The sequence below is a fragment of the Planococcus notacanthi genome, assembly GCF_030407825.1.
Taxonomy (GTDB): domain Bacteria; phylum Bacillota; class Bacilli; order Bacillales_A; family Planococcaceae; genus Planococcus; species Planococcus notacanthi.
In genome coordinates, this window is record NZ_JASDCQ010000008.1 from 1 (window position 1) to 19649 (window position 19649).

Annotated in this window: 24 protein-coding genes and 2 other annotated features; all 24 genes read left to right on the top strand. The window is 44.8% G+C overall.

Going from position 1 to position 19649, the window contains the following annotated elements; translation table 11 throughout:
- Positions 1 to 96 precede the first annotated feature (96 nt).
- The 24 genes from QMA01_RS17120 (at position 97) to QMA01_RS17235 (ending at position 19536) form a co-directional block, all read left to right on the top strand.
- Positions 97 to 342: a hypothetical protein gene (locus tag QMA01_RS17120; RefSeq protein WP_191716843.1), complete on the top strand. Its 246-nt coding sequence runs from the start codon at positions 97 to 99 to the stop codon at positions 340 to 342.
- A 152-nt stretch (positions 343 to 494) separates the two neighbouring features.
- Positions 495 to 965, top strand: coding sequence for a CtsR family transcriptional regulator (locus tag QMA01_RS17125; RefSeq protein ID WP_191716844.1), 471 nt, complete (start codon positions 495 to 497; stop codon positions 963 to 965).
- A gap of 12 nt (positions 966 to 977) precedes the next feature.
- Positions 978 to 1511, top strand: coding sequence for a UvrB/UvrC motif-containing protein (locus QMA01_RS17130; protein ID WP_191716845.1), 534 nt, complete (start codon positions 978 to 980; stop codon positions 1509 to 1511).
- Positions 1501 to 2592, top strand: coding sequence for a protein-arginine kinase McsB (locus tag QMA01_RS17135; protein ID WP_203341392.1), 1092 nt, complete (start codon positions 1501 to 1503; stop codon positions 2590 to 2592). The genes QMA01_RS17130 and QMA01_RS17135 overlap by 11 nt, the downstream gene beginning before the upstream one ends.
- On the top strand, positions 2589 to 5051 hold the full coding sequence (locus QMA01_RS17140) for an ATP-dependent Clp protease ATP-binding subunit (protein WP_191716847.1): 2463 nt from the start codon (positions 2589 to 2591) through the stop codon (positions 5049 to 5051). The genes QMA01_RS17135 and QMA01_RS17140 overlap by 4 nt, the downstream gene beginning before the upstream one ends.
- Positions 5052 to 5112: 61 nt before the next feature.
- Complete coding sequence (radA, locus tag QMA01_RS17145; RefSeq protein ID WP_191716848.1) at positions 5113 to 6489, top strand: DNA repair protein RadA; 1377 nt, start codon at positions 5113 to 5115, stop codon at positions 6487 to 6489.
- 91 nt (positions 6490 to 6580) lie between these two features.
- Positions 6581 to 7675, top strand: a complete 1095-nt coding sequence (locus QMA01_RS17150) for a PIN/TRAM domain-containing protein (RefSeq protein ID WP_290187198.1) — start codon at positions 6581 to 6583, stop codon at positions 7673 to 7675.
- A 16-nt stretch (positions 7676 to 7691) separates the two neighbouring features.
- Positions 7692 to 8387 carry a 2-C-methyl-D-erythritol 4-phosphate cytidylyltransferase gene (gene ispD / locus QMA01_RS17155; protein ID WP_191716850.1) on the top strand — a complete coding sequence of 232 codons (696 nt, stop codon included), beginning with the start codon at positions 7692 to 7694 and terminating at the stop codon, positions 8385 to 8387.
- Complete coding sequence (ispF, locus tag QMA01_RS17160) at positions 8384 to 8884, top strand: 2-C-methyl-D-erythritol 2,4-cyclodiphosphate synthase (RefSeq protein ID WP_191716851.1); 501 nt, start codon at positions 8384 to 8386, stop codon at positions 8882 to 8884. The genes ispD and ispF overlap by 4 nt, the downstream gene beginning before the upstream one ends.
- A 40-nt stretch (positions 8885 to 8924) precedes the next feature.
- Complete coding sequence (gene gltX / locus QMA01_RS17165) at positions 8925 to 10388, top strand: glutamate--tRNA ligase (RefSeq protein WP_191716852.1); 1464 nt, start codon at positions 8925 to 8927, stop codon at positions 10386 to 10388.
- Positions 10389 to 10431: 43 nt separating this feature from the next.
- Positions 10432 to 10650, top strand: a binding site (T-box leader).
- Positions 10651 to 10703: 53 nt separating this feature from the next.
- The gene (gene epsC / locus QMA01_RS17170; RefSeq protein ID WP_203341395.1) at positions 10704 to 11366 is read left to right on the top strand and encodes a serine O-acetyltransferase EpsC; all 663 of its coding nucleotides are present in this window, start codon (positions 10704 to 10706) and stop codon (positions 11364 to 11366) included.
- Entirely contained in the window at positions 11363 to 12763 is a 1401-nt protein-coding gene (gene cysS, locus QMA01_RS17175) for a cysteine--tRNA ligase (RefSeq protein WP_290215549.1), read from the top strand. The genes epsC and cysS overlap by 4 nt, the downstream gene beginning before the upstream one ends.
- Positions 12764 to 12768: 5 nt before the next feature.
- Entirely contained in the window at positions 12769 to 13188 is a 420-nt protein-coding gene (locus tag QMA01_RS17180) for a Mini-ribonuclease 3 (RefSeq protein WP_191716855.1), read from the top strand.
- Entirely contained in the window at positions 13185 to 13940 is a 756-nt protein-coding gene (rlmB, locus tag QMA01_RS17185; RefSeq protein ID WP_191716856.1) for a 23S rRNA (guanosine(2251)-2'-O)-methyltransferase RlmB, read from the top strand. Before QMA01_RS17180 ends, rlmB begins: the two co-directional genes overlap by 4 nt.
- Before the next feature lie 4 nt (positions 13941 to 13944).
- Complete coding sequence (locus tag QMA01_RS17190) at positions 13945 to 14454, top strand: NYN domain-containing protein (RefSeq protein ID WP_191716857.1); 510 nt, start codon at positions 13945 to 13947, stop codon at positions 14452 to 14454.
- A 71-nt stretch (positions 14455 to 14525) separates the two neighbouring features.
- The gene (sigH, locus tag QMA01_RS17195; protein ID WP_191716858.1) at positions 14526 to 15176 is read left to right on the top strand and encodes an RNA polymerase sporulation sigma factor SigH; all 651 of its coding nucleotides are present in this window, start codon (positions 14526 to 14528) and stop codon (positions 15174 to 15176) included.
- Positions 15177 to 15245: 69 nt separating this feature from the next.
- Positions 15246 to 15392, top strand: coding sequence for a 50S ribosomal protein L33 (gene rpmG, locus QMA01_RS17200; protein WP_142830497.1), 147 nt, complete (start codon positions 15246 to 15248; stop codon positions 15390 to 15392).
- Positions 15393 to 15451: 59 nt separating this feature from the next.
- Entirely contained in the window at positions 15452 to 15637 is a 186-nt protein-coding gene (gene secE, locus QMA01_RS17205) for a preprotein translocase subunit SecE (protein WP_191716859.1), read from the top strand.
- A 103-nt stretch (positions 15638 to 15740) separates the two neighbouring features.
- On the top strand, positions 15741 to 16274 hold the full coding sequence (gene nusG, locus QMA01_RS17210; protein WP_142830501.1) for a transcription termination/antitermination protein NusG: 534 nt from the start codon (positions 15741 to 15743) through the stop codon (positions 16272 to 16274).
- A gap of 164 nt (positions 16275 to 16438) precedes the next feature.
- On the top strand, positions 16439 to 16864 hold the full coding sequence (gene rplK, locus QMA01_RS17215; RefSeq protein WP_006828906.1) for a 50S ribosomal protein L11: 426 nt from the start codon (positions 16439 to 16441) through the stop codon (positions 16862 to 16864).
- A 105-nt stretch (positions 16865 to 16969) separates the two neighbouring features.
- Positions 16970 to 17668: a 50S ribosomal protein L1 gene (gene rplA, locus QMA01_RS17220; RefSeq protein ID WP_191716860.1), complete on the top strand. Its 699-nt coding sequence runs from the start codon at positions 16970 to 16972 to the stop codon at positions 17666 to 17668.
- Between the two features lie 42 nt (positions 17669 to 17710).
- Positions 17711 to 17859: a sequence feature (ribosomal protein L10 leader region), on the top strand.
- Between the two features lie 31 nt (positions 17860 to 17890).
- The gene (rplJ, locus tag QMA01_RS17225) at positions 17891 to 18391 is read left to right on the top strand and encodes a 50S ribosomal protein L10 (RefSeq protein WP_191716861.1); all 501 of its coding nucleotides are present in this window, start codon (positions 17891 to 17893) and stop codon (positions 18389 to 18391) included.
- Between the two features lie 56 nt (positions 18392 to 18447).
- A complete protein-coding gene (rplL, locus tag QMA01_RS17230; RefSeq protein WP_191716862.1) occupies positions 18448 to 18807 on the top strand; it encodes a 50S ribosomal protein L7/L12 in 360 nt (119 codons plus the stop codon).
- 126 nt (positions 18808 to 18933) lie between these two features.
- Positions 18934 to 19536 carry a class I SAM-dependent methyltransferase gene (locus tag QMA01_RS17235; protein ID WP_191716863.1) on the top strand — a complete coding sequence of 201 codons (603 nt, stop codon included), beginning with the start codon at positions 18934 to 18936 and terminating at the stop codon, positions 19534 to 19536.
- Positions 19537 to 19649: the final 113 nt, after the last annotated feature.

Consider the following 19649-nt stretch of genomic DNA (forward strand, 5'->3'; position numbering starts at 1 on the left):
TGAAAAAAACGTTGTTCTATAAAAGTTATTTATAATAATTGAGAATAAGGATTGAAGAGGATGTGAAATGGGAAAAGCAGGAGTGAGGTGAGGATTATGAAACCCGGTATTTATAGAGTCGAAGCTATTGATAAAAGAACAGCATTGTTAAAAACAATTGAAAATGGGGAAGAACAGTATACTTTTCCAATAACAGATTTTACTCATAATGTTTCAGTTGGCGATGTGGTGGAGGTCTGGCAGGAAGGCATTAAGTGGAAGACTAAGTACATGGAAGAAAAAACAGAATCTGTATCCAGCCATGCAAAAGATTTTGTGAAGAGAATATTGGATCAGGAATAAACAGGAAGTCTTGAAGCGAAATTGCTTCGGGACTTTTTTGATTGTAAATTCTGATTCGTACTATTTGATATCCGCAAAAAGCTTGGTGTATAATTAAGTCAAATATAGTCAAAGTCAACTTTGGCATATTATGTATCGAAGAGGTGAAAGCGATGCGGAATATTTCGGATGTAATAGAAGGTTATTTGAAGCAGGTTATCGAATTAAGCGAGAGAGACCATATTGAAATTAAACGCAGTGAAGTAGCTGAAAAGTTTCAATGTGTTCCTTCTCAAATAAACTACGTCATCAATACTCGATTTACAGTTGACCGTGGATATTTGGTAGAAAGTAAGCGCGGTGGTGGCGGGTATATTCGAATTAAAAGAATCAGGCTTCATCAAAAATCAGATGTAATCGCAGATGTGATTCAGCGCTTAGAACATGGTGCCACTCAAGTAATGGCAGAAGATATTGTTTTTAGGTTGCTGGATGAAGAGGTTATTTCTAAAAGAGAAGCAAAGCTGATTCTCAGTGCTGTAGATCGCGCGACGCTGCTTTTGCCTCTTCCGACGCGTGATGAAGTCCGAGCTCGTATTCTTATAGCGATGCTCTTTACAATTAAGTATCAAACCACGATATAAAGGGGTGAAAAGATGATTTGCGATCAGTGCGGAGAACGTTCTGCATCAGTAATAGTTAAACAACAGCAACAAGGACAGATAACGGAGCTTCATTTATGCCATATCTGTGCAGCTGAAAACCATAGCATTAATATTGCTTTTGAACAGGATCCATTGGCTATTCATCAGCTATTATCAAATTGGTTCCCTAATTCGCAGGCATCCGTTAACCCTGTCAGAAAAGAAGCGGTGACCTGTCCATCCTGCGGATTTAGTTTTCCGAAGTTCCTGCAGCTTGGCAAGTTTGGTTGTGCTTCTTGTTATGATGCATTTTCCTCCCAATTGGATGAAATATTTAAAAGGTTTCATAATGGGAATACAGAACACACTGGGAAGATCCCTGCTTCTTATGGCACAACTTTAAAAATAAAAAAAGAAATAGAGGAACTGCGCAAGCAAATGCAGGTTTCTGTGAGTGAAGAGGATTTTGAGGAAGCTGCACGGCTAAGAGATGAAGTAAAAGTTTTGAGTTCCAAGCTTGAGGGAGGTGCTTCCAATGGCAGTTGAACGGTTTCTCCAACCTCGAGCAAGCAGCTGGATGGCGAACGATGGAGAGAATGTTGATATTGCAATGAGTACAAGAATCCGGTTGGCTAGAAATTTAGAGAATTTCAAGTTTCCGTATTCTTTTACTGAAGATGAGGCACTTAAAGTAGATAAAGAGATTTCATCTGTATTACTGGATAAAGGTGGCGAGTTGGACTATACTTTCAGCCATATCAGTATTGAAGAACTTGCTAAACTCCAAAAGGAAGTACTGGTGGAAAAACACCTAATCAGTCCTTATCTGGCCAATAGCCAACATTCCGGTTCTGTTTTATTGTCTGATAACGAAGAGCTGAGTATTATGGTAAATGAAGAGGATCATTTGCGGATACAAAGTCTGCAGTCAGGATTCCATCTTCAGAAAGCGTATAAGATAGCGAATGAGTTAGATTCCTTATTAGAAAAGAACTTATCTTATGCCTTTCACGAAAAATACGGCTACTTAACTAGTTGCCCTACGAATGTGGGGACTGGAATGAGGGCTTCAGTCATGCTCCATTTGCCGGCATTGACGATGTCCCATCAAATTCAACGGATCATTCCAGCGATTTCAAGGCTTGGCATGGTAGTTCGTGGCATTTATGGTGAAGGCAGTGAAGCATTAGGAAATGTTTATCAAATATCCAATCAATTGACGCTAGGTAAGTCTGAGTACGAAATTCTTCAGGATTTGGAGAATATGACGGAACAGATTATCCAACAGGAACGCAAAGCGCGGGAAGCAATTTTGTTGAATTCGCCGCTGGTGTTGGAAGATCGTGTCTATCGGTCACTTGGAACTCTTACCCATTCGAGACTGCTGACGACGGAAGAAGCTGCCACTTGTTTGTCAGATGTTCGATTGGGTATTGATTTAAAGATGATCCAAGATGTAGACATGTCGATTTTAAATGAATTGATGATTTTTATGCAGCCGGCCTTCCTGCAGCAATATGCAGATAAGCCGCTGCAGCCGAAAGAACGCGATTTTGCCCGGGCGAAGCTGTTCCGGGAGCGATTGAATAAAGAAGGTATAAATAGTGAAGGAGAGGATCTTGCATGATGTTTAATCGATTTACACAACGCGCACAAAAAGTTCTTCAGTTAGCTCAAGAAGAGGCCATTCGCATGAAACATGAATCAATCGGTACAGAGCACATTCTTCTCGGTTTAATTCGCGAAGGCGGCGGCATTGCTGCTAAAGCTCTGGAAGCGATTGAAGTGAATACACAATTGATTGAAGAAGGCGTTAAGGAACTTGTCGGTGTCGGCGAAAAAGATGTGGGCCCGATTGTGCATTATACGCCGAGAGCGAAAAAAGTCATTGAATTGTCAGTAGATGAGTCCCGTAAATTGGGCCATTCTTATATTGGTACAGAACACTTGCTGTTGGCGTTGATTCGCGAAGGTGAAGGCGTTGCAGCGCGTGTATTAGGTAATGCAGGCGTCAGCTTGAACAAAGCACGCCAGCAGGTGTTGCAGCTTCTGGGCAACAATGAACAGGCGTCTACAGGCACAAGCCCGAATGCTTCGGCAAATACCCCGACGCTGGATGGCTTGGCACGTGATTTGACTCAGGTGGCCCGTGATGGCGGCTTGGATCCGGTCATCGGCCGCAGTGATGAAATCACACGCGTTATTGAAGTATTGAGCCGCAGAACGAAAAACAATCCTGTATTGATCGGGGAACCAGGTGTCGGTAAAACAGCGATTGCAGAAGGTTTGGCTCAACAAATCGTCAACAATGAAATCCCGGAAACTTTGCGCGACAAGCGCGTTATGGTCTTGGATATGGGTACAGTGGTTGCTGGAACCAAATACCGTGGCGAGTTTGAAGATCGCTTGAAAAAAGTAATGGATGAAATTCGCCAAGCGGGCAATGTCATTCTCTTCATTGATGAGCTTCACACGTTAATCGGAGCAGGTGGGGCAGAAGGTGCGATTGATGCATCCAATATCCTGAAACCTTCCCTATCGCGTGGAGAACTTCAATGTATCGGTGCTACAACTTTGGATGAGTACCGCAAGTACATTGAAAAAGATGCGGCTCTTGAACGCCGTTTCCAACCGATTCAAGTGGATGAGCCTACTGTTGAAGAGTCGATTCAGATTATCCGCGGATTGCGTGATCGCTATGAAGCGCATCACCGTGTGAAAATCACGGATGAAGCAATTGAAGCGGCAGCTAAAATGTCAGACCGCTACATTTCGGATCGTTTCCTTCCGGATAAAGCGATTGACCTGATTGATGAGGCAGGCTCTAAAGTAAGACTTCGCTCTTATACAACTCCACCAGATTTGAAGGAGTTGGAAGCACGCTTGGAAGCTGCACGTTCTGAGAAAAATGAAGCAGTGCAAAGCCAGGAATTTGAGAAAGCGGCTTCGCTCCGTGATGCAGAACAGAAATTGCAGAACCAATTAGATAAAACGAAGAAAGAATGGAAAGAAAAGCAAGGCAAAGAAGAGTCTGAAGTAACAGTGGAGGACATTGCGAAAGTCGTGTCCATGTGGACCGGCATTCCGGTTTCAAAACTGGCTCAAACAGAATCTGATAAATTGCTCAACCTGGAATCGATTCTTCACAACCGCATCATCGGGCAGGAAGAAGCTGTTACATCGATTTCGAAAGCGATCCGTCGTGCTCGTGCTGGATTGAAAGATCCTAAACGTCCAATCGGCTCATTTATTTTCCTTGGACCAACAGGTGTCGGTAAAACGGAATTGGCACGTGCGCTCGCTGAATCTATGTTCGGGGATGAAGATGCAATGATCCGCATTGATATGTCCGAGTATATGGAAAGACATTCGACATCACGTCTGGTCGGTTCACCTCCAGGATATGTCGGCTATGAAGAAGGCGGACAGTTGACTGAAAAAGTTCGCAGAAAACCATATTCAGTGGTCTTGCTTGATGAAATTGAAAAAGCTCACCCTGATGTCTTCAATATCTTACTGCAAGTCCTTGAAGATGGCCGTTTGACGGATTCTAAAGGCCGCAGAGTCGATTTCCGCAACACTGTCATCATCATGACGTCAAACGTTGGTGCAGAAGAGCTGAAATACAATAAATACGTCGGATTCAATTTAGAGGATTCGAAAACAGATTATAAAGACATGAAAGGCAAAATGCTTGCTGAATTGAAGAAAGCATTCCGCCCAGAGTTCTTGAACCGTATTGATGACATGATCGTCTTCCACTCTCTTGAAAAAGAGAACTTGAGAGAGATCGTGAATTTGATGACCAAGCAATTGGTGGAACGCTTGAAAGAGCAGGATATCGATTTGGAGCTGACCGATGCTGCGCTTGAAAAAGTCGCTAAAGAAGGATATGACCCGGAATACGGGGCGCGTCCACTTCGTCGTTCTCTTCAAAAACACGTGGAAGACCGCTTGTCAGAAGAGTTGTTAAAAGGTACAGCCCTCTCAGGCCAACGCATTATCTTCGATGTGGAGGACGATGACTTCATCGTTCGCACAAAAGCAACAGAAGAAGTGAAAGAAGCGGTAGTGGAAAAACAATAAGAACATTCCGCTCGCCGGAGACGCTCTCCGGCGAGCGGTTTTTCTATTTTAGGAGGTACACATGGCTAAGAAAAAGACGAAATTCATCTGTCAGTCTTGTGGCTATGAATCAGCCAGATGGATGGGGAAATGTCCGGGTTGTGCGGCATGGAATACGATGACTGAGGAAGTGGAAGTGGCTGCACCGAAAGGGACACGCGGCGCTTTTCAGCACAGTGCATCGGTTCCTCAGAAAGCGACGCCGATCAATGCCATTGAAACGCAGGATGAACCAAGAGTAGAAACAGAATTGAGTGAATTGAACCGTGTCCTCGGCGGGGGAATTGTGCCGGGCTCGCTGGTGCTGATTGGTGGAGATCCGGGTATCGGTAAATCGACTTTGCTGTTACAGGTATCGGCGATGCTTGCCAATAGCGGAAGCCGGGTATTATACATTTCCGGAGAAGAATCGATCCGCCAGACCAAGTTGCGGGCAGAACGTCTCGATGCTTCGTCTTCAGAGCTGTTCATTTATGCAGAAACGAATCTTGAATTGATTCATCATACCATTGAAGATGTAGCTCCTGATTTTGTCATTGTCGATTCGATTCAGACGGTTCACCACCCTGAAGTGACTTCTGCGCCAGGCAGCGTGACACAGGTTAGGGAAAGTACGGCCGAATTGATGCGGATTGCAAAAACGAAGAATATTGCCATTTTCCTCGTGGGCCACGTAACAAAAGAAGGCCAGATTGCAGGGCCGCGTATCTTGGAGCATATGGTGGATACTGTTCTGTATTTCGAAGGTGAACGCCATCATACGTACCGGATTTTGCGCAGCGTCAAAAACCGTTTTGGCTCGACCAATGAAATCGCTATTTTCGAGATGCTCCAGAGCGGCTTGAAAGAAGTGTTGAACCCATCTGAACTGTTCCTGCAGGAGCGGACGAGTGGTTCAGCCGGTTCGACAGTCGTCGCTTCAATGGAAGGCACACGTCCGATATTGGTTGAAATTCAGGCGTTGGTGACGCCATCGAGTTTCAACTATCCGAAACGCATGGCAACAGGCATCGATGTCAACCGTGTGTCGCTGCTGATGGCTGTGCTGGAAAAACGGGTGGGCATGCTGCTGCAGTCACAGGATGCGTACATCAAAGTGGCAGGCGGCGTGAAGCTGGATGAACCCGCTATCGATTTAGCTGTCCTCGCAAGCATTGTTTCCAGTTTCCGTGACAAGGCTCCAAATGTGTACGATTGCATCATCGGCGAAGTAGGATTGACCGGTGAAGTAAGGCGTGTGTCGCGTATTGAACAGCGCGTGCAGGAAGCAGCTAAGCTCGGCTTTAAACGGGCAATTGTTCCAGCGTCAAATTTAGGCGGTTGGGATTATCCGGAAGGGATTCGCGTAGTCGGTGTAGAAAGTGTTAATGATGCGTTAAAAGAGATTTTTCCACAGTAAGGAGGCTATATGCCTCCTTTTATTTCTAAATAAGGGTCATTAAAGCGTTTCAGATTTAAAATGTGTATAATTAAAAAAGGAGGTGGAGCGCGTGTTAAGACCTATTATTAAAATTATGTTTTTACTTATTGGTGCGACAGTCGGAATCTTATTATTGCCATCTGCATTTGAACTTATTCCCCTTCTCGACAATCCATGGATCAGTAACCCTTACGTAGCAGCAATTGTTGGTGCTCTGGTCTTTTTCCTGTTATCTTTATTATTTGTAGATTCTTTGATAAATTTCATGAAGTGGATGGAAGAGAAACTGCTTCATGCACCGACGCCGGATTTATTGTTCGGTACGGTCGGAATGATTATTGGCCTTGTGGTGGCGTTCCTGATTGGCTTTGCGCTGAGTACCGTTGATATTCCATTGGTGGCCACTGTGGCACCATTAATATTATCTGTCGTGCTTGGTTATTTAGGTTTTCAGGTAGGCTTCCAAAAACGCGAAGAAATGCTGACCATGTTGACGCCGGCGAAGTTTGCCCCGGTGAAAAAGCTGGAGCCGGAAGAACCGGTTGAGAAAGTGTCTTATAAGCTGCTTGATACCAGTGTCATAATTGATGGTCGGATTGCGGACATCTCGGCAACTGGTTTTATGGAAGGCACCTTTGTCGTTCCACAATTTGTGTTATCTGAGCTTCAGCATATTGCCGATTCTTCGGACACGCTGAAACGAACGCGCGGCAGGAGAGGCTTGGACATTTTGAAACGGCTTCAAAGTGAACGCGTGGATGCGATTATGATTACAGAAGAAAGCTTTGACGAAGTCAGTGAAGTCGATTTAAAATTGATGCGCGCTGCAAAAAAAATGGGCGGTCAAGTGGTCACCAATGATTTTAATCTCAATAAAGTATGTGAACTTCATAATGTACCTGTCTTGAATATCAATGACTTGGCAAACGCTGTGAAACCGGTTGTGATTCCGGGGGAAGATATGCATGTAGTGGTCATCAAAGACGGCAAAGAGCAAAATCAAGGTGTAGCTTATCTGGATGATGGCACGATGATTGTGATTGAAGATGGCAAAGGGTTTATTGGCCAGGCGATCAATGTCACTGTCACCAGCGTTTTACAGACTTCTGCAGGACGGATGATTTTTGCGAAGCCGCGAGACGGCAAACAAACTGCAACAAATTGATAAAGGATGTTATCCAATGAACTATACAGTCGTCCTGCCTGCTGCCGGCAGCGGGAAACGAATGAAAGCAGATAAAAATAAATTATTGCTCGAACTTTTCGGCAAACCGATTTTTCTCTATACGCTGGAAGTGTTTGAGCGGGATCCGAATTGCGAGGCTATTTGGCTGGCGGTAAAAGAGCACGAACGGGAACTGATCGAAGAGTATGTAAAACGCTATGATATTACGAAAGTAAAAGGGTACGCTGCAGGTGGAACGGAGCGGCAGGATAGTGTTAGAGCCTGTCTTGAAGCGATTCCGCCTTGTGGCGTTGTTTTGGTTCATGATGCTGCCCGACCTTTCATCGATCACGAAGTCATTGCACGCTTGGTAGAGGCAGCGCAGGAATCCGGAGCTGCCGTCGCTGGAGTGCCGGTCAAAGACACTATCAAAAAAGTGGAAAATGGCGTCATTTCTGAAACGGTCGACCGCAATCAATTGTGGATGATCCAGACGCCGCAGGCTTTCCGCTATTCATTGATCTTAAAAGCGGCTCAGGCAGCGCACAATGATGGATTCATGGGAACCGACGAGGCGATGCTTGTTGAACGTATGGACTACCCGGTAGCTATTATTGAAAGTACATACGAAAATATTAAAATGACGACGCCAGATGACTTGATTTATGGACGAGCTATTTTGGAGAGTCGCATACAGGAGGAACAGAAATGATTAGAATTGGACAAGGTTATGACGTGCATCAACTGGCAGAAGGACGCCCATTTATTTTAGGCGGCGTGGAGATTGAACATGATCGAGGGCTTCTTGGCCATTCAGATGCGGATGTCTTGCTGCATACCATTACAGATGCAGCGCTTGGCGCAATTGGCGGAGGGGATATCGGCAAGCATTTCCCGGATACCGATCCTGAATTTAAAGACGCCGATTCCCGAAAATTGCTGACGCATATTTGGGAATATGTAAAAGAGCAAGGCTATGAGCTGGGCAATGTCGATTGCACAGTCATCGCCCAAAAACCGAAGCTGGCTCCTTATATCGAACAAATGCGCGAATCGATTGCGAACTTATTGGAAGCGGATATTTCGCAGGTCAATGTTAAAGCGACGACTTCTGAGCATCTTGGGTTTACTGGCCGTGAAGAAGGAATTGCGGCATTAGCGGTGATCTTATTGAACAAACGTCCGGTTTCGCTTGATGTCCCAGAGTGATAGAATAACAGAAGGATACGATAATTTAGGAGGAACTTACATGACACAAGAAGTACGCGTACGTTATGCGCCAAGCCCGACAGGCCATTTGCACATCGGCGGCGCACGTACAGCATTATTCAATTACTTATTTGCACGCCATAATAACGGGAAATTCATTGTACGCATTGAAGATACCGATACAGCCCGCAATATCGAAACCGGCATTATGTCTCAGCTGGATAACTTGAAATGGCTTGGCATCGAGCATGATGAGTCGATTGATATCGGCGGAGAATACGGTCCTTATCGCCAGATGGAACGGTTGGATACGTATAAGGAGCATTCAGACCAGATGCTTGAAAAAGGCTTGGCTTATAAATGCTTCTGTACACCTGAAGAATTGGAAGCAGAACGCGATGCGCAAAAAGCATCGGGTATCGCAGCGCCTCAATACAGCGGCACTTGCCGCAACTTGACAGCTGAAGAAGTGGCTGAAAAAGAAGCGGAAGGCAAGTCGTTTACGATTCGTGCGAAAGTTCCTGCTTCAGTAACATATGAGTTCAACGATTTAGTGCGTGGTCCGATTTCATTCGAATCAAAAGATGTCGGCGATTGGGTCATGGTGAAAACCAACGGTATCCCAACATATAACTTTGCTGTGGTCATCGATGATCATTTGATGAAAATTTCCCATGTGTTCCGAGGAGAAGAGCATTTATCGAATACACCAAGACAGATGATGATCTATGATGCATTTGGTTGGGAATATCCAAGTTATGGCCACATGACCTTAATCATCAACGAGGACCGCAAAAAATTATCGAAACGCGATGAGTCGATTCTGCAGTTCATTTCGCAGTACAAAGACCTTGGCTATATTCCGGAAGCTTTGTTTAATTTCTTTGCGCTTCTTGGCTGGTCTCCAGAAGGCGAAGAAGAGATTTTCTCGAAAGAAGACTTGATCCGCATCTTCGATGTAGAGCGTCTGTCTAAATCGCCATCGATGTTCGATAAGCAGAAATTAATGTGGATGAACAACCAATACATCAAGCAATTGCCGCTTGAAGAAGTGGTGAAATTGTCTCTTCCGCATTTGCAGAAAGCAGGCAAGCTGCCGGAAGAAATGACGCCGGAGCAAGCGGAATGGGCGAACAAGCTGGTGGCTTTGTACCATGAACAGTTGAGTTATGGAGCAGAAATCACTGAGCTTTCCGAGCAGTTCTTTACAGAAGAATTGTCCTATGGGGAAGCCGAAAAAGAAATTTTGGCTGCTGAACAAGTGCCTGAAGTGATGACGGCATTCAAAGAGCAATTGGCTTCATTGGAAAACTTTGAGCCGGCTGAGATCAAAGCCGCAATCAAGGCGGTCCAAAAAACAACTGGCCATAAAGGCAAAAACCTGTTCATGCCAATCCGTGTCGTAATCACTGGACAAATGCATGGGCCTGAATTGCCGGATGCCATTTCCTTATTAGGAAAAGACAAAGCCATCGCCCGTGTTTCACAATACGCAAGTGCCTAACGTTGACTTATTGAGCTGACGGTGTAAAATGAATTTACCATTAATAAAAACGTTGACGAGAAGAAGTACATGCAGAAAGCTCTCAAGAGAAGGTCCCCACCGGCTGAAAGGGATCTGGGCCGCTGCTGCATCGAAATGCCTCTCTGAGTGCTGAGTCGAATCAAGTAGACCAGACGTCTTGCCTGCGTTATAGGCCTTCGAGAGAAAAGGGTGCAGTTGCCCTTTTAATCAGAGTGGAACCGCGCAGCTATGCGTCTCTGTCATGTAATGTGACAGGGGCGCTTTTTATTTTGGATACGAAAGGGAGCGATAGAGATGTTTAAATTATTGAAAGATGACGTTGATGTTATTTTCGAGCAGGATCCGGCAGCCCGCAATTATTTGGAAGTCATTTTGACGTATTCCGGTTTGCACGCCATCTGGGCGCATCGGCTGGCACATTTTTTCTTCAAGAATAAACTATTTTTCATTGCCCGTGTCATTTCACAGATCAGCCGCTTTTTCACAGGAATCGAAATCCATCCAGGTGCGGTCATTGGCCGCCGCTTCTTTATTGACCACGGGATGGGCGTGGTCATTGGAGAAACTTGTGAAATCGGTGACAATGTCACCTTGTACCAGGGCGTTACGTTAGGCGGTACCGGGAAAGAACGCGGGAAACGCCATCCGACATTGGAAGACAATGTGCTGGTTGCCACTGGCGCCAAAGTACTTGGATCGATCGTTGTCGGTGCCAATTCCAAAGTTGGAGCGGGATCAGTGGTGTTGAAGAACGTACCGATGAATTCGACAGTAGTCGGGATTCCGGGGAAAGTGGTGATTCAAAACGGCGTCAGAATTAAGCCGGATTTGAACCATCAGAATATGCCGGATCCCGTTATGGATAAATGCGAAAGCATGGAAATGAAGATTGCCAGATTACAGCAAGAAGTTGAAGAGTTAAAAAAAGCTAGGCAGGAAGAAGGGCAACGTTTATGACTATCCAGATTTTTAATTCATTGTCACGGCAAAAAGAAGAGTTCGTTCCTTTAGAAGAAGGAAAAGTAAAAATGTATGTCTGCGGACCGACTGTTTATAATTACATCCACATCGGCAACGCGCGTCCGGTAATCGTCTATGATACAGTGCGCCGCCATCTGGAATACCGCGGCTATGATGTGAAGTATGTATCGAACTTTACTGACGTTGATGATAAATTGATCAAAGCGGCCAACGAACTCGGCCAGGAAGTACCGGAAATTGCAGAGCGGTTTATCGCTGCTTATTTTGAAGATACGAAAGCGTTGGGCTGCGCAGAAGCGGACGTCCACCCACGTGTAACCGACCATATGGTGCAGATCATCGATTTTATTGCAGCGTTGATTGAAAAGGGATATGCCTATGAGTCGCAAGGAGACGTCTATTACCGTACCCGGAAATTTGAAGGCTACGGCAAACTGTCCCACCAGTCAGTCGACGAACTGAAAGTCGGTGCGCGCATTGAAACCGGCGACAAAAAAGAAGACGAATTGGATTTTGTTTTGTGGAAAACAGCGAAGCCGAAAGAGATTTCATGGGACAGCCCATGGGGCAAAGGGCGTCCGGGCTGGCATATTGAGTGCTCGGTCATGGCGCGTGAACATTTGGGTGATACCATCGATATCCATGCAGGCGGACAAGATTTGACTTTCCCGCATCATGAAAATGAAATTGCCCAATCGGAAGCTTTAACCGGTAAACCTTTTGCGCGTTATTGGATGCATAATGGGTATATTAATATTGATAACGAAAAAATGTCGAAGTCACTGAACAATTTTGTGCTGGTGAACGATATATTGAAGGAACTTGATCCACAAGTGTTGCGTTTCTTCATGCTGTCGGTTCATTACCGCCACCCGATCAACTACTCGCAGCAATTGGTGGAAGATGCCATTGCCGGGTTGGAGCGGCTGCGTACGGCATATGCCAATTTGAAGCATCGGTTAAGCACATCAGCTGACCTGGGTGACCATTCCGATATTTGGATCGATAAAATCGAAGCCATTAAAACAGCTTTCGTTGAAACGATGGATGATGATTTCAATACGGCAAATGCCATTTCAAGTTTATTTGATTTGTCCCGTTTGTCGAATACGTATTTGTTGGAGAAGCAGACATCAACAACGGTTCTGGAAACCTTTATTGCCGTCTTTGATGAATTAGCCGGCGTGTTGGGGGTTCCATTCAGCCAAGAGGAAGAATTGCTGGATGAAGAAGTCGAGGCTTTGATGGCAGAGCGCATCGAAGCGCGCAAAAACCGCGATTTTGCCCGGGCTGATGAAATCCGTGATTTATTTAAAGAGAAAAATATCATTTTGGAAGATACGGCACAAGGTACACGCTGGAAGAGAGGGTAATAAAGTTGAATGTTTTACGAAAAAATGATGTAGACCAACTGAACGCGTTGGCTCTTGCCTACATGGGGGATGCCGTTTATGAGCAGTCCATCCGCGAACATTTATTGCGTTCGGGACGCGTTAAACCAAATATCCTGCACCGCCAGTCGACCACTTTCGTTTCTGCCAAAGCGCAGGCGATGGTCCTGAAGCGGCTGACGGAAGAAGGATTTCTGACAGAAGCGGAATTGGCGGTCATGAGACGGGGGCGCAATGCCAAGTCGGGATCGGTTCCGAAAAACACCGACGTCCAGACTTATAATTTCAGTACGGCTTTTGAAGCGGTGCTGGGCTGGCTATACTTAAAAGAAGAACAAGCGCGTGTGGACGAAATCATTTCCTATGCGATTGAGATTGTCGAAGAGCTGGGAGGCGTGTTGAAATGACGGAAGAAGAATTGGCACCAGAGATAATCGGCGGCAAGAATCCGGTTTTGGAAGCGCTGCGTGCAGACCGGGATATCAATAAAATCTGGATTGCAGAAGGCGTCCAGAAAAAAGGCATCACCGAATTGCTGCAACTGGCAAAAGACAAAGGCGTTATCGTCCAGTCCGTGCCGAAGAAGAAAATCGACGGTTTGACGGACACCAACCACCAAGGCATTGCAGCAGCAGTGGCTGCCTATAATTACGCGAGCCTGGATGATTTGTTCGAGGCAGCTGCTTCAAAAAATGAAGATCCGTTTTTCCTGATTCTAGATGAGTTGGAAGATCCGCATAATTTGGGTTCCATTATGAGAACGGCTGATGCGATCGGCGTGCATGGTTTGATTATTCCGAAGCGCCGCGCTGTCGGCTTGACGGGTGTGGTAGCAAAAGCTTCAACAGGAGCGATTGAACATGTGCCCGTTGTACGCATCAATAATTTGTCGCAGACCGTGGATGAGTTGAAAAAGCGTGGAGTTTGGATTGCTGGTACAGATGCCAAAGAATCGGTGGATTACCGGAGAATGGATGCAGCTCTTCCGTTGGCCGTCATCATCGGCAGTGAAGGAAAAGGGATGAGCCGGATTTTACGCGAAAAATGCGATTTCCTTTACCAATTGCCTATGGTCGGCCATGTAACTTCATTGAATGCTTCAGTAGCAGCAAGCTTATTGATGTACGAAGTTTACAGAAAGCGCAATCCACTGGTTTAATGCCATGAATATTCTGCTGGTTGATGGGTACAATATCATTGGAGACTGGGTGGAACTGCAAGAACTGAAGAAAGACAAATTGGCCAATGCCAGAGACCGGCTCATAGAGCGCATGGCTGAATACCGGAGTTACAAAGGATGGCGTGTCATCATCATTTTTGATGCCCACCTGGTTCCAGGCATTGAAGCCAAGAATCTGCACCACGATGTTGAAGTCATTTTCACAAAAGAAAGCGAAACGGCAGATGAACGGATCGAGAAACTGGCGACCAGTTTAAACAACCGCCGCGACCAGATTTATGTAGCCACGTCGGATCTGACCGAGCAATGGGTCATTTTCGGCAAAGGCGCTTTGCGAATTTCAGCCCGCGAGTTGGAAATCGAAATGATTGAAATACAGGAGAACATCACTAAAAAAGTAAAAGAAATCCAGGAACAGCGCGGGATTTCCAAAATACCGCTGTCCGGCGAAGTAGCGGAAATTTTCGAAAAATGGCGAAGAGGCTTGAAATGAACGGTTGACGCTCATTTTTTTCTTCCTGTATACTGAAGATATCGAGGCTCACGCAATCGGAGGGATCACCCGTGGAGATTAATGATCAAGTTCAGCCCCAACGATTCACCGACATGACAGATGAGGAACTTGTCAGTTCAGTCCACAGTGGAAACACGGAAGCATTGGATTTTTTGATTACAAAGTTCCGGCCTTTTGTTCGAATGAAAGCCCGCTCGTATTTTTTGATCGGTGCCGATAAGGAAGACATCATCCAGGAAGGCATGATCGGCCTGTATAAGGCTATCCGTGATTTCCGAAGTGATAAATTATCTTCGTTCCGTGCGTTTGCAGAACTTTGCATCATCCGGCAAATCATCACGGCCATTAAAACGGCCACACGCCAGAAGCACATCCCGTTGAATTCTTATGTATCTTTGGATAAGCCGATTTATGATGAAGAATCTGACCGTACCTTGATGGACGTACTGACTGGAAACGGTGTGGACGACCCGGAAGATTTGATCATCCATAACGAGGAATTTCAGTATATGGAAGAGAAGATGGGAGAAGTACTGAGTGAACTTGAGCGTGAAGTGCTGGCCCTTTATCTGGATGGCCAATCCTACCAGGAAATTTCGGAAAAGCTTGAGCGCCACGTAAAATCAATTGACAATGCGCTGCAGCGGGTCAAGCGAAAACTCGAACGCCACTTGCAGATCAACGAGATGCCGAGCTCTTGACGCGCGGTTGACAGGTCTGTTTGAAGGTGATAACCTTGAAAAAGCTGTAAACTTGAATAAGGTGATAACATGGCTAAAAAAATTGTTTTAAGCTGCTCGAAATGTGCATCCCGCAATTACACGGTTCCTGCGAAAGCGGAATCCAGCACACGTTTGGAACTCAAAAAATTCTGTGCTCATTGCAATGGGCATACCGTGCATAAACAAACGATATGAATTTTAACTGAATGCCGGACGATATAGAGTGATTTTGAAATTCGGAGGTTTTTTAAACAATGGGTAACATTGGCGGTTTCTTTAAAAATGTCGTTTCGGAAATGCGGAAAGTTAGCTGGCCGAAGCGAAAAGAACTAACTCGTTATACGATCGTTGTTCTTTCTACTTGTATTTTCATGGCTCTCTTCTTTGCAGTAATTGATGCAGGCATCTCGGAAATATTCCGTTGGTTCTTAGCACTTTAAGTCATCCGACAAGAATAACGCATAAAAAATAGCCCGTCATTCTATGAGAACGGGTTTTTTCATTTGGTAAAAAAGGAGGGATGGACGTTCAGTCCGCTCGATTATGGAGAAAAATTGGTATGTAGTCCATACGTATTCCGGGTACGAAAACAAAGTTAAAGCTAACCTGGAAAAACGTGTAGAAACAATGGGTATGGAAGATCTGATTTTCCGCGTCATCATTCCGGAAGAACAGGAAACAGATTTTAAAGACGGCAAGAAACGCACAGTCATGCGCAAAACATTCCCTGGGTATGTCCTTGTGGAATTGATCATGACAGATGAATCTTGGTATGTCGTCAGAAATACACCAGGAGTTACAGGGTTTATCGGGTCATCAGGCGGGGGAGCAAAACCAACGCCATTATTAGACGAAGAAGTTGATTTCATTCTGAAACAAATGGGAATGACTGAACGCAAAGTGGATATTGACTTTGCAGTTGCCGATACAGTTGAAGTAATGGAAGGGCCATTCGCCAACTTCCAAGGGAAAGTGGAAGAAATCGATGATACAAAAGGCAAAGTTAAAGTGTCGATTGATATCTTCGGCCGCGAAACCAAAATGGAACTGGATTTCGAGCAAGTTCAAAAAGTATAAAAGCCCCTTGCTATTCTCAAGTATTAATGGTATTATTTCAGAGGTCAGACTGTCCTAGGACAATCTGTACAATTTAGCTAATTCTATCAACATCGTTGACAGACAGATATTGAGTGGGAGGGGAAACCCTATTACCACATCACGGACTTAAGGAGGTGTGTTTCGTGGCTAAAAAAGTTGTTAAAGTTGTAAAATTGCAGATTCCTGCAGCAAAAGCTAATCCAGCGCCACCAGTTGGTCCAGCATTGGGTCAAGCAGGTGTTAACATCATGGGCTTCTGTAAAGAGTTCAACGCGCGTACGGCAGACCAAGCAGGACTGATCATTCCAGTTGAGATTTCAGTATTTGAAGATCGTTCATTTACATTCATTACGAAAACTCCACCCGCAGCTGTTCTATTAAAAGTAGCAGCCGGTATTGAATCAGGTTCAGGCGAACCGAACCGCAATAAAGTAGCGACTGTGAAACGCGACAAAGTTCGCGAAATCGCAGAAACTAAAATGCCAGATCTAAATGCTGCTTCAGTAGAAGCTGCAATGTTGATGGTTGAAGGTACTGCTCGCAGTATGGGCATTACAATCGAAGACTAATTCTAGCAGTTGTTTTTGGATGGGTTGCGCAGTTCATCATGAACCGCGCAGCCTTTAATCGTGGGAGGTTCATTCCGTTATACCACAACAAGGAGGACGTTTAAAATGGCTAAAACAGGCAAAAAGCTGCAAGAAGCAGCAAAATTGATCGACCGTTCAAAACAATACGAAGCTAAAGAAGCAATCGAACTTGCGAAAAAAGCAAGCACAGTGAACTTTGACGCTACAGTAGAAGTGGCTTTCCGTCTTGGAATCGACACGCGTAAGAACGACCAGCAAATCCGTGGGGCAGTAGTACTTCCAAACGGAACTGGTAAAACTCAAAGCGTATTGGTTTTCGCTAAAGGCGAAAAACTTAAAGAAGCTGAAGCAGCTGGCGCAGATTTCGTAGGCGATGCTGAATATATCCAAAAAATCCAACAAGGATGGTTTGACTTCGACGTGATCGTTGCAACTCCTGACATGATGGGTGAAGTTGGTAAACTTGGACGCGTTTTAGGGCCAAAAGGCTTAATGCCAAACCCGAAAACAGGTACAGTTACATTTGATGTAACCAAAGCTGTTCAGGAAATCAAAGCTGGTAAAGTGGAATACCGTGCAGACAAAACAGGTATCATCCACGCGCCAATCGGGAAAGTTTCTTTTGATGACAGCAAACTTGCTGAAAACTTGGAAGCGATCTATGACGTAGTCCTAAAAGCGAAGCCATCTTCTGCTAAAGGTACTTACATCAAATCATTGAATGTTACTACTACAATGGGACCTGCTGTTAAAGTTGACCCAACTAAAGTAGTCGCTAAATAAGATATTGACATTACATTTCCGCTCTGCTATACTAGCGGAGTTGTGAAATACCCATTTGTACCGCAGACAGTAGGGGCGCCAGTCGCTTAATTTATCCCTGCCGAGGACATGATGAATTCAGATAACATCTTTTGGATGCTGATTTTATGCCTCTGTGTCTGTAATGGACCAGAGGCTTTTCTTATGGACGGTATAAATGAAAAATCTATAGGAGGTGCCAAAATGAGCAAAGCAGTTGAAACGAAAAAAGTTGTCGTGCAAACAATCGCTGATAAATTCGGCGCTGCAGCTTCGGTTGTAGTTGTTGATTACCGTGGATTGAACGTTGCACAATTAACAGAACTTCGTAAACAGCTTCGTGAAGAAGGCATTGAGTTTAAAGTTTACAAAAACTCAATGACTCGTCGTGCAACAGAAATGCACGGTCTTGAAGCAATCAACGAACACTTTACAGGACCAAACGCAATTGCATTTTCTAACGAAGATGTAGTAGCGCCAGCAAGAATCATCAACAACTTCGCTAAAGCGAACGAAGCGCTTGAAATTAAAGCAGGTATCATCGAAGGTGCGGTAGCATCTGCTGAAGATGTGAAAGCATTGGCAGAACTTCCATCACGCGAAGGCTTGCTATCTATGCTACTCAGCGTACTACAAGCTCCAGTCCGCAACTTTGCAGCTACTACCAAAGCAGTTGCAGATCAAAAAGAAGAACAAGGCGCTTAATAAGTTAGCCGGCTAAGCACGAAAAAAATATTACCTATCAATAGGAGGAAACTATAATGACACAAGAACAAATCTTAGACGCAATCAAAGAAATGACAGTTCTTCAATTAAACGACCTAGTAAAAGCAATCGAAGAAGAGTTCGGCGTAACTGCTGCTGCTCCAGTTGCTGCTGCAGCTGCTGGCGGTGCTGCTGCTGAAGAACAAACTGAATTCGACGTAATCCTAGCTTCTGCTGGCGATTCAAAAATCAAAGTAATCAAAGCAGTACGCGAAGTAACTGGTCTTGGTCTTAAAGAAGCGAAAGCTCTTGTAGACGAAGCTCCTAAAGCAATCAAAGAAGGCGTTTCTAAAGAAGATGCTGAAGAAATCAAAGGCAAACTTGAAGAAGTTGGCGCATCAGTAGAAGTTAAGTAATTTTATAAAATATGAAAAAAAGGAGGGGAAGTTCGTCAGGTTATACCGACGGGCTTTTCTTCTTTTTCAATTTATTTGCATCGCGGGCATTTGTCCGTAATATGGTGAATGTAAGGAGGGCTTTAAATGTCCCAACATTATTATTCCAAAAATCCTCAAACAAAAAGCAATCCTCGAGAATGGACAGACGTATTGCGCGGCGAGAAATTCCGGTTCCAGACTGACGCAGGCGTTTTCAGCAAAAGTGAAGTTGATTTTGGTTCGCGTTTATTGATTGAAACATTCCAGGGATCTGAAATAGATGGACCGGTGCTGGATGTGGGCTGTGGTTACGGGCCAATCGGAATGGCGGTCGCCAAAGCATTCCCTCAAAAACAAGTTCATATGGTGGACGTGAATACGCGGGCTATTGAACTGGCAAAAACAAATGTTGAAAAAAATGATATTTCCAATGCCGAGATTTACGAAAGTGATGGGTTGAGTGCTGTGGGGGTTTCCGGGTTTTCCGCTATTCTTACAAACCCGCCAATTCGGGCAGGGAAAGACACCATTTTCCGGTTTTATGAAGAAGCTGCTGAAAAGTTAGCGGATGGTGGATCGTTGTGGGTAGTTATCCAGAAAAAGCAGGGTGCGCCTTCTACGCAGGTGAAACTGGAAGAGCTTTTCGGAGAAGTAAAAGTGGCCGATAAGAAGAAAGGTTACTTTATTTTCGAAGCGAGAAAAGTTTGACTTGACAAAACGCCTGTGTTATTATAATGAAATGCAAAATTTATTATTTTGAGGTCGTTTGCCCTTTTTCGGGCATGGCATGGCGACAGAGCTAGTCACGTGTAAACCGAAAA